Below are 14,025 nucleotides of genomic sequence, written 5' to 3'. Positions count from 1 at the left end.
ATTTGCTTTACCTCAGTTAAAGACAAAACCGCCGTTGACCGGAATCAGCTGTCCGGTGATAAACCGCGACAGATCGCTTAACAGCCAGACCACGCTGCCGGTGACGTCTTCCGGCTGCTGCGCCCCGGTGAGCGCCCGGCCGTTTTCGTAAAGCTGATGCCGCTCTGCAGGGACATATTCCGTCGCTTCGACGCGGGTTAAGCCCGGGGCGATGGCGTTAATACGAATGCGTTTTTCACCCAGCTCACGTGCCATTGAACGGGTCATGGCAATCACGGCGCCCTTGCTGGCTACGTAGGCCATCAGGCGCGGCGCGCCCCACAGCGCGGTATCGGAAGCCACATTGACAATGGCTGCCCCTTCGCGCAGCAGCGGTACCGCATCCCGGGTAACCAGCCAGGTGCCTTTGACGTTAACGCTCATCACCCGGTCCCACAGATCCGGATCGTAATCAAGCATGTCCTTGCCGCCGACCCCGGTCGCCATCGCCGCGTTATTGACCAGACCGTCGATCGGTCCCTGTTCGCCAATGGCGCTGAACACCCGCGAAATGGAGAGCGGATCGGCCAGATCGATAACGTGTGATTCAATCGCATAGCCCTTCTCACTTAAGCCATGCGCGCTTTCAGCCAGTTCGCCCTGAAGGATGTCGCACATCACCACCGCCGCGCCCTGCTCTGCGCAGGCTTTCGCGAAATGAAAGCCCAGCCCACGCGCGGCACCGGTCACCACGATGCGTTTCCCGTTCAGCAGCCCATTCATCAGGCGGCTCCCTGCTGAGCTTCACGCGCCGCCAGCTGCTCTTTCGCCGCTTTTTGCATCATGCGGCGCAGGCGCGAGAGGCCCACATCATGCTGGTAAAGGTATTCGTGTTCCCGTGCATCTGGCGCCATGCTCTCCAGCACCACGCGGTCCTGCTCAAGGACTTCCCAGTGCAGTTTTTCCAGACGGTTACGGTACATGAAACGCCACATATCGCGCTGCCAGCCCTGCACGCGGCGGATACGCCAGAAGAAGACGCGGCAGTTATCGTTATCTTCCGGCACCACCATGCCAACAATGAAGAAGTGACCGCCCGGCCCGAAACACTTCTTATAAGGAATGGACAAACGCATCCAGTAGGTGCCGCTGTTGCCCAGCTCAACCCAGTCGAAGTTGACGCCGCTCTGGCCTTTTTTCTCGAAGATAAACCCGGTTTTCGTTGGCTGCAGAACCATATCCGCTTTGCGATCCCCTTCAGCCATGGAGTGCGACGAAGAGTGCAGATAGGTGCCGTGCATCGGGTCCATCACGTTTTCCAGTGCGTACTGGTAATTGCATTTCCACGCGGCGGTGCAGAGAAAATTGCTGTAGGCGTCAGTGTCAGCCAGTTCGTCCGGGAAGCTCAGTTCGTCGGGTTGCTGATCGGCGGTAACGCCAAACCAGAGGAAGATGGCCCCGTGCACTTCCTGCACGTTGTAACTGCGCACACACTGCTGGCCGACCAGCGGACATTTGTCCACTGCAGGCACATCCTTCACTTCGCCGTTGCCCGCCACTTCCACGCCGTGATACCAGCAGGCGATACGATCGCCCAGATTCCAGCCCATCGACAGACGCGCGCCACGGTGCGGACAGCGATCTTCCAGCGCCTGCACCTGGCCATCTTTGTTGCGCCAGACCACAATCTGTTCGCCCAGACGGGTGATCCCCACGGGCGCAGACTGAACTTCCCAGCTCGCCAGCACCGGGTACCAGAGGCCGCGCAGACCTTTATCAAGATAGTTTTGTACGGTAGTCGTCATCGCATTGCCCTCAGTAGCCGTTAACCTGTAAGAAAGCCTGGAAGCTGGCATCGCTCCATGGCTCGCCCTGCTGATCGTGCATACGTACCGCGTTCAGCCCGTTGACCAGTTCCGGCACGGTTTCCGCGCCCTGTTCGAAAAGGTCTTCCAGCGTGGAGATAAGCGTGATTTCCCAGTTTTCCGGTACGCGGCTGCGGGTCTGCCAGATCAGGTTCTGGTAATCACCGGGCTTATGGATGGCGCCGTTACCGCCCTCAGCCGGAGGGGTAAACTGACGGCTTTCCGGCAGCGCCGGGTTGAAGTTCAGACTTTCGCTCATGCCACTGTCTCCTCGACGAAGGTAATCTGGATCTGGTTTTCAAATACCCGAACCGGGTAACGATTGAGGTTACGTCCGCCGGGGCCGTGCAGGCACTGGCCGGTTTTGACATCGAAAACCGCCTCATGCAGCGGACATTCCACTTTACCGTCCTCGACAAAACCCTGACTCAGCAGCGCGTAAGCGTGCGGGCATACGTCTTCCAGCGCGTAATATTCGCCATCAATCAAATAAACGCCGATCTCTTTGCCCTCGACGTTACCGCTAAAAGGGAAATCTTCCTGTACTTGTTCTGCGTCACATACGCCTATCCAGCTCATCACGATCCTCCAGGCTTTTGTTTCATATATGAAACTCTGTTTCTTATTTAATACGGTCAATATAAAAGCGAAGAATGTTTCGTCAAGCGCGAATGTGACGAATTTGTTAATCAGTAGAGGTTTAATTAGCTAAGTGTGCAAGCGATCACGAAAAAATGCAGCGATATGAAATTTTCATTATTCAGGCGTGAATGAATACATTTTTTTGATGATCTTTTATTTTTTAAAATAGAGATTGACTTCTTTTATTTTTATTCCTTAAAAATTATATGCGCGCATACCTCTGGTGTTTCACCTGTGAAACTTTAATTTAATTTATCTCATTAAAACAATGAGTTTCACAGGTTAATCATTTTAGTTACGTGACAATAACGTTCATAAAAAATATAAACAGACAGCACGATTAAGGCGGATTAAATGACGGCAAGATGGCAAGGCACGTTGGCACTTCTGGTGCTCATTATTATTTCCTACGTTGACCGCGTAAATATCTCGGTGATGATTTTAAACCCTGGATTTGCCGAACATTTTCAGCTAAATGAAAACAGAATGTTACAAGGAATGCTCATGACCTGCTTTTTGCTGGGTTATGGTTTTTCCGCTTTACTATTGACCCCAGTTATCGAAAGCAAATTACATTATCGACAGGGATTGTTAATCAGCATTGCGATATGGGCCGTGGTCTGCGCCATCTCGCCACTGCTGGGGTCGCTGATGGGCATGCTTATCGCCCGCCTGATTTTAGGCATTGCCGAAGGCCCACTCTTTTCACTGAAAACACGCTTTATCAGCGATAACTTTAGCGCCGGGGAGATTGGCAAGCCCAACGCCGTTACCGCGCTGGGCGTTTCACTGGGGCTGGCGGTAGGCTTTCCGCTGATCACCTGGCTGATGGCACACCTTGGCTGGGCGGGCTCATTTTATGCCCTCGCGGCGATCAATCTGGCGCTGGGTGGGGGGTTAATCTGGCGTTTCCTGCCGGCCCCTCAACATTCGGAAAAGCGCCGAACGTCCGGGTTTGTGCAGACCTTTACGCTTGCCTGGCAGACGCCGCTTCTGGGCTGGATCCTGCTGGTTGAAATCGCCACGCTGAGTTATCTCTGGGGCAGCAGCGCCTGGCTTCCGGCCTGGCTGCGCGATGAACACCACTTCTCCCTGCACGCGACCGGCTTTCTCGCGGCTATCCCCTTCCTGCTGAGTCTTGGCTCAAAGTTTCTGGGCGGTGTGCTGCTCGACAAAATGCGCCCGGACCAGGCACCGCTGCTGTTTGTGGTGGGCGGGATCTTAACGGCGAGTTCCGTCGTCATGCTGATGCTGAGCCACCAGCCCGGTTGGCTGGCGCTGTTTATGCTCTCGGCCAATATTTTCTGGGGACTTCAGGGGGCAGCCATTCCGGCGGTTATCCAGCATCATGCGGCGCGGGAAGCCGTTGGCAGTGCCTACGGGATCATCAACGGGATTGGGAATATTTGCGCGGCGTTTATTCCGCTGCTGATGGGGATGGTGATGAAATCGGTGGGTTCAGTCAGCTCCGGTTTTTCGGTGCTGGTCGTCTCGCAGGTTATCACCCTGCTGGCAGGAGGCATGTTGCTGCTGCGCATGCGTCGCGCAGCAGCAATCCGGGCGTAAGGCTTATTCGCCTTTTTTCGCGGCCTGGATGTAGAGCATTTCCAGCGCGAGGGTGGCCGCTGCCAGAGCAGTGATCTCTGACTGGTCGTAAGCCGGAGCCACTTCCACCACGTCCATACCCACGATGTTCAGATCCTTCAGGCCGCGCACCAGTTTGATGGCGCGGTCAGAGGTCAGGCCGCCGATCACCGGCGTGCCGGTGCCCGGGGCAAACGCCGGATCCAGACAGTCGATATCGAAGGTCAGGTAAACCGGCATATCGCCGACAATCTGTTTTACCTGAGCGATGATGTCATCCACGCCGCGATCGTTCACCTGGCCGGCATCCAGCACGGTGAAGCCATTGTCTTTATCAAACTCGGTACGGATACCGATCTGCACAGAGTGGTTTGGATCGATCAGACCTTCGTTTGGCGCGGTGAAGAACATGGTGCCATGGTCGAATTCACAGCCGTTCGCGTAGGTGTCGGTATGGGCATCAAAATGCACCAGCGCCATCTTACCGAAATGCTTCGCGTGAGCACGCAGCAGCGGCAGCGTGACGAAGTGGTCACCCCCGAAAGAGAGCATGCGTTTACCGGCAGCCAGCAGTTTTTCGGCATGGGCCTGCAGTTTTTCACTCATCTCGCGCGCGTCGCCAAAGGCGTACACCAGGTCACCGCAGTCAACCACGTTCAGGCGCTCGCGCATGTCGAAGTTCCACGGGAAGCGGTTGTGCTCCCAGGCCAGGTTAGTGGAGACCTGACGAATAGCTGCCGGACCATGACGGCCACCAGCACGGCCTGACGTGGCCATATCAAACGGCACGCCGGTGATCACCCAGTCAGCGTCACTGTCGTACGGCTGGAAGTTCATCGGGAGACGTAAAAAACCAAACGCGTTAGATACCAGAGAGTTATCGTACTGATGGCCTAAAGTGCTCATGTCCTGACCTCTTTAAAGTCGATACATTAAAAACAGATGAAAAAAATCCCCTCCGCGTCGTTAAACCCGACGAGGAAGGGATTGATTTGTAAATCGCTTATTGGGGCGAATTATCGCCGCTAATTCATACGGGTTCAAGTGAGTATAGGCGAGGGTATTGCCCCTTGCCCTCACGACGCCCCTCTCCAACAGAGAGAGGCAGGTTTACTTACTCGTCTTCCAGATAGGTGTATCCGTAAAGACCCGCTTCAAACTCTTCCAGGAACTGCTGCTGCAGCGCGTCGTCCAGACCGGTATTCTTCACCTGGTCACGGAACTGGGTCAGCAGCTTTTTCGGATCCAGCTGAACGTATTCGAGCATATCCGCCACGGTGTCCCCTTCGTCGGACAGCTCAACTTCCACGCTGCCGTCAGGGAAGACAAACACGTCAACCGCTTCGGTGTCACCGAACAGGTTATGCATGTTGCCGAGGATCTCCTGATAGGCACCAACCATGAAGAAGCCCAGCATCGGCGGGTTCTCCGGATCGTACTCTGGCATAGGCATCGTGGTCGCAATACCGTCGCCGTCGACGTAGTGATCGATAGCACCGTCGGAGTCGCAGGTGATGTCCAGCAGCACCGCACGACGTTCCGGGGCGTGGTTCAGCCCTTCCAGCGGCAGAACCGGGAACAGCTGATCGATACCCCAGGCATCCGGCATCGACTGGAACAGCGAGAAGTTGACGTACATTTTGTCCGCCATGCGCTCCTGCAGTTCGTCAATAATCGGACGGTGAGCACGGTTGCTCGGGTCCAGCTGCTGCTGTACGTCGTGGCACATGTTCAGATAAAGCTGCTCTGCCCATGCGCGTTCCTGCAGGCTGAACGTGCCCGATGAATACCCCACATGAATATCATGCAGGTCCATCTGGCTGTCGTGCAGCCACTCGCGCAGCGAACGGCGGGTACCCGGCTCGTGCATCTCCTGCCAGGTCTCCCACATGCTTTGCAGCGCACGAGGCGCGTCCTCAGCCGGTGGGGTTACCTCGGAAATTTCACTGCGTTCAACGCCGATAATGTTCGATACCAGCACGGTGTGGTGTGCAGTAACCGCGCGACCAGACTCGGTGATCACCGTTGGGTGCGGCAGGCCGTGCTCTTCACAGGCATCGCCAATCGCCCAGATGATGTTATTGGCATATTCGTTCAGGCCGTAGTTCACGGAGCAGTCGGACTGCGAGCGGGTACCTTCATAATCCACGCCCAGACCACCGCCCACGTCGAAGCACTGAATGTTTACGCCAAGCTTGTGCAGCTCAACGTAAAAACGTGCTGATTCGCGTACGCCGGTGGCGATGTCGCGAATGTTGGCCATCTGCGAGCCGAGGTGGAAGTGCAACAGCTGAATGCTGTCCAGACGACCACGCTCACGCAGAATCTCAACCAGCTGCAGAACCTGGGTCGCCGCGAGACCAAATTTGGATTTTTCGCCGCCTGAGGACTGCCACTTACCGGAACCCTGCGACGCCAGACGCGCACGCACGCCCAGACGCGGGATAACGTTCAGACGCTCTGCCTCTTCCAGCACGATAGCGATCTCTGTCATCTTCTCGATTACCAGATAGACCTTGTGGCCCATCTTTTCGCCAATCAGCGCCAGACGAATGTATTCACGGTCTTTATAACCGTTACAGACAATCACCGAACGGGTCATGCCAGCATGTGCCAGCACGGCCATCAGCTCCGCTTTGGAACCCGCTTCCAGGCCCAGCGGTTCACCGGAGTGGATCAATGATTCAATCACGCGGCGGTGCTGGTTCACCTTGATAGGGTAAACCAGGAAGTAATCGCCTTTATAGCCGTAAGATTCACGCGCGCGTTTAAACGCGGCGTTAATGGAACGCAGACGATGTTGCAGGATCTGCGGGAAGCAGAACAGTGCAGGCAAACGCTGGCCCTGCGCCTCGCGTGCTTTCACCAGTTTGGCGAGATCCACGCGCGCTTCAGGAACGTCAGGATCCGGGCAAACGCTGATATGGCCCAGTTCGTTGACGTCGTAGTAGTTATTGCCCCACCAGGCAATATTGTAAGTGCGCAGCATCTTGCTGGCTTCCTGGGAGCTCATCGCAACCTCCTGCATGGAACGTAGTACACCCTGTTCGCCCGCTGACGAAGGCGAAAGCGAAGACATGTCGTCAGACATAGCGAACCTCAACTCTTTGTATTAAGTGTAAAACAGTTGACTACTATCGCAGCGTTATACGGCGATAACAACCCATAAACGGATCCATTTCCCAGCAGACTATGCTGAAAACCAGACCGTGCGACCGGTTTCATATTCATATCATTGTAAACACGTGTCCGAACTTAATTATGACAACGTTCGGCGAAACCACGAGAAAACTCTTGTCTTAACAAGAGCGCCCTTGTTCAGTTTTCACAAAGCGTGACCGGCCCTGGAATCCTGAGAAGCCCCGAGATGGGTATAACATCGGCAGGTTTGCAGATTAGTAATGCGGGTTGCGGGAATCAAATACGCGCCAGAACGGCTGCGCTGAATTAGCGGAAAACACTGGTTCATTATCTCGTATCACCTCCACGGCCGCTCCTGCTGAAACGGACCACAAGCCAAAGCTAAAAGTTCACTGCTTAACCCGGCTGGAAGTGGCGACACGATGAGTTCATCGAGCGCTTATTGGTATGAGCCGCGCGCCGCGTTTTATACCGAGAACAGGGGTAAATTGCAAAAGATAAATGCGCGGGTTGCCAGCGCCGTCAGGAAAAATTTCCAGCAGCGAATTCAACTCAGTGAGAGGTTAGTCAAAAAAAACTGGAAATCGGGCGAAGAACTGACCTAAAATAGCCATCCAGATGTTAATCCATCCATACTGATTAACACTCAGACTGCCAGTGTCATTAACCTGCAGGCCTTGGTAGAATTATCTCCTTTGGCTATTCCACACAGCAGCTTGAGCTAAACAAATTCCTTTTAGGTGAAATAAAACATGGCAAAACACCTGTTTACGTCCGAGTCCGTATCAGAAGGACATCCAGATAAAATTGCTGACCAAATCTCCGATGCGGTGCTTGATGCGATCCTGACGCAGGATCCAAAAGCGCGCGTCGCGTGTGAAACCTACGTCAAAACCGGCATGGTTCTGGTTGGCGGTGAGATCACCACCAGCGCATGGGTGGATATCGAAGAGATCACCCGTAACACGGTTCGTGAGATCGGTTATGTCCATTCTGATATGGGCTTTGATGCCAACTCTTGCGCGGTACTGAGCGCAATTGGCAAACAGTCTCCGGACATCAACCAGGGCGTTGACCGTGCCGATCCGCTGGAACAGGGCGCGGGCGACCAGGGCCTGATGTTTGGTTATGCAACCAACGAAACTGACGTGCTGATGCCAGCGCCAGTGACCTACGCACACCGTCTGGTGCAGCGTCAGGCTGAAGTGCGCAAGAATGGCACCCTGCCGTGGCTGCGTCCTGATGCGAAAAGCCAGGTGACCTTCCAGTACGACGACGGCAAAATCGTCGGTATTGACGCGGTCGTTCTGTCTACTCAGCATTCCGAAGAGATCGACCAGAAATCCCTGCAGGAAGCAGTGATGGAAGAGATCATCAAGCCGGTTCTGCCAACTGAATGGCTGAGCTCCGCAACCAAATACTTCATCAACCCAACCGGACGCTTTGTTATCGGCGGCCCAATGGGTGACTGCGGTCTGACCGGCCGTAAAATCATCGTTGATACCTACGGCGGCATGGCGCGTCACGGTGGCGGTGCCTTCTCCGGTAAAGACCCGTCTAAAGTTGACCGTTCTGCTGCGTACGCTGCGCGTTATGTTGCGAAAAACATCGTTGCTGCTGGCCTGGCTGACCGCTGTGAGATTCAGGTTTCCTACGCTATCGGCGTGGCTGAACCGACCTCCATCATGGTTGAAACCTTTGGTACCGAGAAAGTGCCATCCGAGCAACTGACGCTGCTGGTGCGCGAGTTCTTCGACCTGCGCCCATACGGTCTGATTCAGATGCTGGATCTGCTGCACCCAATCTACAAAGAAACCGCTGCATACGGTCACTTTGGTCGTGAACATTTCCCATGGGAAAAAACCGACAAAGCCGCTCTGCTGCGTGAAGCTGCCGGTCTGAAATAATCGACTGACAGCAAATGTTAAAAAAGGCCAGCCCCGTGCTGGCCTTTTGCTTTTGTCAGCCAGAGAGCCTGACATTGCGCTTTGCGTGAAACCGATTACACCCCACCCGATATACCTCGCTTTCAGAATAATCTCTTTGCATGATCGCATGTCTTATGCTGTTACATTTCCTTTCAGTTAAGTCTGAAATTCATTCAAACGCGATGCGCATCAACTAATTTACCTCTATATTTTCAAAGCTTTAATTTTATTTACGGTTGCACACCAGTGTAACCGATTACACCAATGTGATTTATCTCACATATTTATACGGGTTGCTCACTTACCCTTAACATCGATAAAACTGATAACCCAACTGGAGGGCATAATGCCTGACAATAAAAAACAGGGGCGTACGTCCAATAAGGCGATGACATTTTTCGTCTGCTTCCTCGCCGCCCTGGCAGGATTACTTTTTGGCCTGGACATTGGCGTGATTGCCGGTGCGTTACCCTTTATCACTGAAGAGTTCCAGATAAGCGCTCACACCCAGGAGTGGGTAGTAAGTTCCATGATGTTTGGTGCGGCCGTGGGTGCCGTGGGCAGCGGCTGGCTCTCTTTCAGGCTGGGCCGCAAAAAGAGCCTGATGATCGGTGCAATCCTGTTTGTTGCAGGTTCGCTCTTCTCAGCAGCGGCTCCAAACGTTGAGGTATTGCTGCTTTCTCGCGTGCTGCTTGGTCTGGCCGTGGGTGTGGCATCGTATACCGCCCCACTCTATCTCTCTGAAATCGCACCCGAGAAAATCCGTGGCAGTATGATTTCGATGTACCAGCTGATGATTACCATCGGCATCCTCGGAGCTTACCTTTCCGATACCGCGTTCAGCTACAGCGGCGCATGGCGCTGGATGCTTGGCGTGATCATTATCCCTGCCATTCTGCTGCTGATTGGCGTTTTCTTCCTGCCGGACAGCCCACGCTGGTTTGCAGCGAAGCGTCGTTTCGTCGATGCCGAGCGCGTGCTGCTGCGACTGCGCGATACCAGCGCGGAAGCCAAAAACGAACTGGAAGAGATCCGCGAGAGCCTGAAGGTAAAACAGTCAGGCTGGGCGCTGTTTAAAGAGAACAGCAACTTCCGTCGTGCGGTATTCCTGGGCGTGCTCCTGCAGGTGATGCAGCAGTTCACCGGGATGAACGTCATCATGTACTACGCACCAAAAATCTTTGAACTGGCGGGGTATACCAATACCACCGAGCAGATGTGGGGGACCGTCATCGTTGGGTTGACCAACGTTCTGGCGACCTTTATCGCTATCGGTCTGGTGGACCGCTGGGGCCGTAAGCCAACCCTGACGCTGGGCTTCCTGGTGATGGCCGCCGGTATGGGTGTTCTCGGCACGATGATGCACGTGGGGATTCACTCTCCAACCGCCCAGTATTTCGCTGTGGGGATGCTGCTGATGTTTATCGTCGGGTTTGCGATGAGCGCCGGTCCGCTGATTTGGGTGCTGTGCTCTGAAATCCAGCCGTTGAAAGGGCGTGATTTCGGTATCACCTGCTCCACCGCGACCAACTGGATTGCCAACATGATTGTGGGTGCGACGTTCCTGACCATGCTCAATACGCTGGGCAACGCGAACACCTTCTGGGTCTACTCCGGCCTGAACATCTTCTTTATTGTTCTGACGCTGTGGCTGGTTCCTGAAACCAAACACGTGTCACTGGAACATATTGAACGTAACCTGATGAAGGGTCGTCCACTGCGCGAGATTGGCGCACACGACTAATTCTCTGGCGGGAGGTGCCTCTTGCACCTCCCCGCTTCGCGCTTTATGCTCTGCCCCTATGAAAGCACCCCGTCTCCCCATCGCCCTTCAGCAAGCCGTTATGCGCAGCCTGCGGGAAAAACTCGCCCAGGCCAACCTGAAACTCGGCCGGAATTACCCTGAGCCGAAACTCGTCTACCAACAGCGTGGCACGGCGGCGGGCACGGCGTGGCTCGAATCCTATGAGATCCGTCTGAACCCGGTGCTGATGCTGGAAAATCAGCAGGCTTTTATTGAGGAAGTGGTGCCGCACGAGCTGGCGCACCTGCTGGTATGGAAACACTTTGGCCGCGTGGCACCCCACGGCAAAGAGTGGAAGTGGATGATGGAAGCCGTGCTGGGCGTTCCGGCACGCAGAACCCATCAGTTTGAACTTGAGTCGGTACGCCGCAATACCTTCCCCTACCGCTGCCAGTGTCAGCAGCATCAGCTTACCGTCCGCCGTCATAATCGCGTGGTGCGCGGCGAGGCCACCTACCGTTGCGTCAAATGTGGTGAACCGCTGGTCGCGGAATAACCAACTGAACTTTCAGGAACTTTCCTGATCTGACTGATTGCATACAGGAACAACATTCGTTACGTTGCGGGCTCGTTTTGACACGGAGTGTAAGATGTCCCGTAATTTTTCTCTCGCGGTCGCTTTTCTGGCGACAGCACTCTCCGGCCAGGCTCTGGCCGACGGTATTAACAGTTTCTCCCAGGCAAAAGCGGCAGGCGTAAAGGTCAACGCGGATGTTCCCGGTGATTTTTATTGCGGCTGTAAGATTAACTGGCAGGGTAAAAAAGGGATCGTTGATCTCGAATCCTGCGGCTATAAAGTGCGTAAGAATGAAAACCGCGCCAGCCGCATCGAGTGGGAACACGTGGTGCCGGCATGGCAGTTTGGCCACCAGCGTCAGTGCTGGCAGGATGGCGGTCGTAAAAATTGCGCCAAAGATCCGGTCTATCGCCAGATGGAAAGCGATATGCACAACCTGCAACCCGCGGTTGGCGAGGTGAATGGCGATCGCGGCAACTTTATGTACAGCCAGTGGAACGGCGGAGAGGGTCAGTACGGCCAGTGCGGCATGAAGGTTGATTTTAAAGAGAAAGTCGCTGAGCCCCCGGCCCGCGCGCGCGGCAGTATCGCCCGCACCTATTTCTATATGCGTGACCGTTACGACCTCAACCTTTCCCGCCAGCAGACGCAACTGTTCAACGCATGGGACAAGCAATATCCGGTGACGGAATGGGAATGCCAGCGTGACGCGCGCATCGCGAAAGTTCAGGGTAATCATAACCCTTACGTCCAGCGGGCTTGCCAGGCGCAAAAGAGCTAACCTACACTAGCGGCAATTCGCTTATACCGCATGACATATGGAATTTCTGACTATGCGCATTCCTCGCATCTACCACCCTGAGCTGATTACCGTCGGCCGCGAAATTGCCCTCTCTGACGATGCCGCCAACCATGTTGGTCGCGTACTGCGCATGGGAGCAGGACAAGCTATTCAGCTGTTTGATGGTTCTAATCAGGTTTTCGACGCGGAAATTACGCGTGCTGATAAAAAAAGCGTGCATGTAACGATATTGCGCGGCGAAGTGGATGACCGTGAATCTCCGCTGCACATACACCTGGGACAGGTGATGTCGCGCGGAGAAAAGATGGAGTTCACCATCCAGAAATCCATTGAACTGGGTGTAAGCCTCATTACGCCACTTTTTTCTGAGCGCTGTGGCGTTAAACTGGATGCGGAACGTCTGAATAAAAAGATCCAGCAGTGGCAGAAAATTGCCATTGCTGCCTGTGAACAGAGTGGCCGCAACCGTATTCCGGAGATCCGCCCGGCGATGGATCTGGAGGACTGGTGTGCTGAAGAGGAAAGCGGGCTGAAGCTCAATCTCCATCCACGCGCCAGCGCCAGCATCAATACGCTGCCGCTACCCGTTGAACGTGTTCGCCTGCTGATTGGTCCGGAAGGCGGCTTGTCCGCTGACGAAATTGCCATGACGGCGCGTTACCAGTTTACTGATATTCTGTTGGGACCTCGCGTTCTGCGTACTGAGACAACGGCACTCACAGCCATTACCGCGCTACAGGTGCGTTTTGGCGATCTGGGTTAACGCTAAGCCTGAGCCCTCAGGCTTTTAACGGAGATGAAAATGATCAAGCTCGGCATCGTGATGGATCCCATCGCAAACATTAACATCAAGAAAGATTCCAGCTTCGCGATGCTGCTGGAAGCGCAGCGTCGCGGCTATGAACTCCACTACATGGAGATGAACGATCTTTACCTGATCAACGGTGAAGCCCGCGCACGCACCCGCATCGTTAACGTCGAGCAGAATTACGACAAATGGTATGAATTCGGCACCGAGCAGGATATTGCCCTTGCCGACCTCAATGTCATTCTGATGCGTAAAGATCCTCCGTTCGACACCGAATACATCTACTGCACCTATATCCTTGAGCGCGCGGAAGAGAAAGGAACGCTGATCGTCAACAAACCGCAGAGCCTGCGCGACTGTAACGAGAAGCTCTACACCGCATGGTTCTCTGACCTGACGCCTGAAACGCTGGTGACCCGCAACAAGGCACAGCTGAAAGCGTTCTGGCAGAAACACGGCGACATCATCATGAAACCGCTGGACGGCATGGGTGGCGCATCTATTTTCCGCGTGAAGGAGAGCGACCCGAATATTGGGGTGATTGCCGAAACGCTGACCGAGCTGGGCACGCGTTACTGCATGGCACAAAACTACCTCCCGGCCATTAAAGATGGCGATAAACGCGTTCTGGTGGTGGATGGTGAACCGGTGCCGTATTGCCTCGCGCGTATCCCGCAGGGCGGCGAAACCCGCGGTAACCTGGCGGCCGGTGGCCGCGGTGAGCCGCGCCCGTTAAGTGAAAGCGACTGGGAAATTGCCCGCCGCGTTGGCCCGACACTGAAAGCCAAGGGCCTGATTTTTGTCGGCCTGGATATCATCGGCGATCGCCTGACCGAAGTGAACGTGACCAGCCCAACCTGTATTCGTGAAATCGAAGCGGAATTCCCGATTTCGATCACCGGAATGCTGATGGACGCCATCGAGAAACGTTTACAGAAATAACCTTTCAATACTA

At 54.7% G+C, this 14,025-nt stretch carries 16 protein-coding genes; 8 read left to right on the top strand and 8 right to left on the bottom strand.

Annotation, left to right across the window (positions count from 1 at the left end; all coding sequences use genetic code 11):
• Nucleotides 1–12 precede the first annotated feature (12 nt).
• From BH714_RS21100 to BH714_RS21085, 4 genes are read right to left on the bottom strand one after another with little or no spacing between them, the layout of a single operon-like run.
• The gene (locus tag BH714_RS21100) at nucleotides 13–762 is read right to left on the bottom strand and encodes an SDR family oxidoreductase (RefSeq protein ID WP_020883704.1); all 750 of its coding nucleotides are present in this window, start codon (nucleotides 760–762) and stop codon (nucleotides 13–15) included.
• A complete protein-coding gene (locus BH714_RS21095) occupies nucleotides 762–1,784 on the bottom strand; it encodes an aromatic ring-hydroxylating oxygenase subunit alpha (protein WP_040018852.1) in 1,023 nt (340 codons plus the stop codon). The genes BH714_RS21100 and BH714_RS21095 overlap by 1 nt, the downstream gene beginning before the upstream one ends.
• 10 nt (nucleotides 1,785–1,794) lie before the next feature.
• A complete protein-coding gene (locus BH714_RS21090; RefSeq protein WP_014171555.1) occupies nucleotides 1,795–2,103 on the bottom strand; it encodes a recombinase-like helix-turn-helix domain-containing protein in 309 nt (102 codons plus the stop codon).
• Nucleotides 2,100–2,423, bottom strand: coding sequence for a Rieske (2Fe-2S) protein (locus BH714_RS21085; RefSeq protein WP_013098654.1), 324 nt, complete (start codon nucleotides 2,421–2,423; stop codon nucleotides 2,100–2,102). The genes BH714_RS21090 and BH714_RS21085 overlap by 4 nt, the downstream gene beginning before the upstream one ends.
• Before the next feature lie 417 nt (nucleotides 2,424–2,840).
• Between BH714_RS21085 and BH714_RS21080 the strand changes: the two genes are divergently transcribed.
• A complete protein-coding gene (locus BH714_RS21080; protein WP_040018851.1) occupies nucleotides 2,841–4,052 on the top strand; it encodes an MFS transporter in 1,212 nt (403 codons plus the stop codon).
• A gap of 3 nt (nucleotides 4,053–4,055) precedes the next feature.
• On the opposite strand, the gene speB is transcribed toward BH714_RS21080, so the two are convergent.
• From speB to BH714_RS24535, 4 genes are all read right to left on the bottom strand, one after another.
• A complete protein-coding gene (gene speB, locus BH714_RS21075; RefSeq protein WP_014071686.1) occupies nucleotides 4,056–4,976 on the bottom strand; it encodes an agmatinase in 921 nt (306 codons plus the stop codon).
• 208 nt (nucleotides 4,977–5,184) lie between these two features.
• On the bottom strand, nucleotides 5,185–7,161 hold the full coding sequence (gene speA, locus BH714_RS21070) for a biosynthetic arginine decarboxylase (RefSeq protein WP_020883700.1): 1,977 nt from the start codon (nucleotides 7,159–7,161) through the stop codon (nucleotides 5,185–5,187).
• Nucleotides 7,162–7,169: 8 nt separating this feature from the next.
• Nucleotides 7,170–7,301 carry an acid stress response protein YqgB gene (gene yqgB / locus BH714_RS23910; RefSeq protein ID WP_071605459.1) on the bottom strand — a complete coding sequence of 44 codons (132 nt, stop codon included), beginning with the start codon at nucleotides 7,299–7,301 and terminating at the stop codon, nucleotides 7,170–7,172.
• 94 nt (nucleotides 7,302–7,395) lie between these two features.
• Nucleotides 7,396–7,539: a hypothetical protein gene (locus BH714_RS24535; protein WP_418251688.1), complete on the bottom strand. Its 144-nt coding sequence runs from the start codon at nucleotides 7,537–7,539 to the stop codon at nucleotides 7,396–7,398.
• Between the two features lie 94 nt (nucleotides 7,540–7,633).
• Between BH714_RS24535 and BH714_RS24155 the strand changes: the two genes are divergently transcribed.
• The 7 genes from BH714_RS24155 (at nucleotide 7,634) to gshB (ending at nucleotide 14,012) form a co-directional block, all read left to right on the top strand.
• Nucleotides 7,634–7,816 carry a hypothetical protein gene (locus BH714_RS24155; protein WP_025203262.1) on the top strand — a complete coding sequence of 61 codons (183 nt, stop codon included), beginning with the start codon at nucleotides 7,634–7,636 and terminating at the stop codon, nucleotides 7,814–7,816.
• Nucleotides 7,817–7,963: 147 nt separating this feature from the next.
• On the top strand, nucleotides 7,964–9,118 hold the full coding sequence (metK, locus tag BH714_RS21060) for a methionine adenosyltransferase (RefSeq protein ID WP_014171559.1): 1,155 nt from the start codon (nucleotides 7,964–7,966) through the stop codon (nucleotides 9,116–9,118).
• A gap of 367 nt (nucleotides 9,119–9,485) precedes the next feature.
• Nucleotides 9,486–10,883, top strand: a complete 1,398-nt coding sequence (gene galP, locus BH714_RS21055) for a galactose/proton symporter (RefSeq protein ID WP_014171560.1) — start codon at nucleotides 9,486–9,488, stop codon at nucleotides 10,881–10,883.
• A gap of 58 nt (nucleotides 10,884–10,941) precedes the next feature.
• Nucleotides 10,942–11,439, top strand: a complete 498-nt coding sequence (locus BH714_RS21050) for a SprT family zinc-dependent metalloprotease (RefSeq protein ID WP_032670169.1) — start codon at nucleotides 10,942–10,944, stop codon at nucleotides 11,437–11,439.
• Between the two features lie 94 nt (nucleotides 11,440–11,533).
• Nucleotides 11,534–12,241: a deoxyribonuclease I gene (gene endA / locus BH714_RS21045; RefSeq protein WP_020883698.1), complete on the top strand. Its 708-nt coding sequence runs from the start codon at nucleotides 11,534–11,536 to the stop codon at nucleotides 12,239–12,241.
• A gap of 52 nt (nucleotides 12,242–12,293) precedes the next feature.
• Entirely contained in the window at nucleotides 12,294–13,025 is a 732-nt protein-coding gene (gene rsmE / locus BH714_RS21040) for a 16S rRNA (uracil(1498)-N(3))-methyltransferase (protein ID WP_020883697.1), read from the top strand.
• 39 nt (nucleotides 13,026–13,064) lie between these two features.
• A complete protein-coding gene (gene gshB, locus BH714_RS21035) occupies nucleotides 13,065–14,012 on the top strand; it encodes a glutathione synthase (RefSeq protein ID WP_020883696.1) in 948 nt (315 codons plus the stop codon).
• The last annotated feature ends 13 nt before the right edge of the window (nucleotides 14,013–14,025 follow it).

The organism is Enterobacter ludwigii (assembly GCF_001750725.1).
GTDB lineage: Bacteria > Pseudomonadota > Gammaproteobacteria > Enterobacterales > Enterobacteriaceae > Enterobacter > Enterobacter ludwigii.
Note: the sequence above shows the minus strand (reverse complement) of the source record. Positions and strands in the feature narration are given on the sequence as shown.

What these genes read in the sequence shown, in the direction of transcription:
- BH714_RS21100 (WP_020883704.1), bottom strand. Translation starts at nt 762, where the DNA reads ATGAATGGGCTGCTGAACGGGAAACGCATCGTGGTGACCGGTGCCGCG.
- BH714_RS21095 (WP_040018852.1), bottom strand. Translation starts at nt 1,784, where the DNA reads ATGACGACTACCGTACAAAACTATCTTGATAAAGGTCTGCGCGGCCTC.
- BH714_RS21090 (WP_014171555.1), bottom strand. Translation starts at nt 2,103, where the DNA reads ATGAGCGAAAGTCTGAACTTCAACCCGGCGCTGCCGGAAAGCCGTCAG.
- BH714_RS21085 (WP_013098654.1), bottom strand. Translation starts at nt 2,423, where the DNA reads ATGAGCTGGATAGGCGTATGTGACGCAGAACAAGTACAGGAAGATTTC.
- BH714_RS21080 (WP_040018851.1), top strand. Translation starts at nt 2,841, where the DNA reads ATGACGGCAAGATGGCAAGGCACGTTGGCACTTCTGGTGCTCATTATT.
- speB (WP_014071686.1), bottom strand. Translation starts at nt 4,976, where the DNA reads ATGAGCACTTTAGGCCATCAGTACGATAACTCTCTGGTATCTAACGCG.
- speA (WP_020883700.1), bottom strand. Translation starts at nt 7,161, where the DNA reads ATGTCTGACGACATGTCTTCGCTTTCGCCTTCGTCAGCGGGCGAACAG.
- yqgB (WP_071605459.1), bottom strand. Translation starts at nt 7,301, where the DNA reads ATGAATATGAAACCGGTCGCACGGTCTGGTTTTCAGCATAGTCTGCTG.
- BH714_RS24535 (WP_418251688.1), bottom strand. Translation starts at nt 7,539, where the DNA reads ATGAACCAGTGTTTTCCGCTAATTCAGCGCAGCCGTTCTGGCGCGTAT.
- BH714_RS24155 (WP_025203262.1), top strand. Translation starts at nt 7,634, where the DNA reads ATGAGTTCATCGAGCGCTTATTGGTATGAGCCGCGCGCCGCGTTTTAT.
- metK (WP_014171559.1), top strand. Translation starts at nt 7,964, where the DNA reads ATGGCAAAACACCTGTTTACGTCCGAGTCCGTATCAGAAGGACATCCA.
- galP (WP_014171560.1), top strand. Translation starts at nt 9,486, where the DNA reads ATGCCTGACAATAAAAAACAGGGGCGTACGTCCAATAAGGCGATGACA.
- BH714_RS21050 (WP_032670169.1), top strand. Translation starts at nt 10,942, where the DNA reads ATGAAAGCACCCCGTCTCCCCATCGCCCTTCAGCAAGCCGTTATGCGC.
- endA (WP_020883698.1), top strand. Translation starts at nt 11,534, where the DNA reads ATGTCCCGTAATTTTTCTCTCGCGGTCGCTTTTCTGGCGACAGCACTC.
- rsmE (WP_020883697.1), top strand. Translation starts at nt 12,294, where the DNA reads ATGCGCATTCCTCGCATCTACCACCCTGAGCTGATTACCGTCGGCCGC.
- gshB (WP_020883696.1), top strand. Translation starts at nt 13,065, where the DNA reads ATGATCAAGCTCGGCATCGTGATGGATCCCATCGCAAACATTAACATC.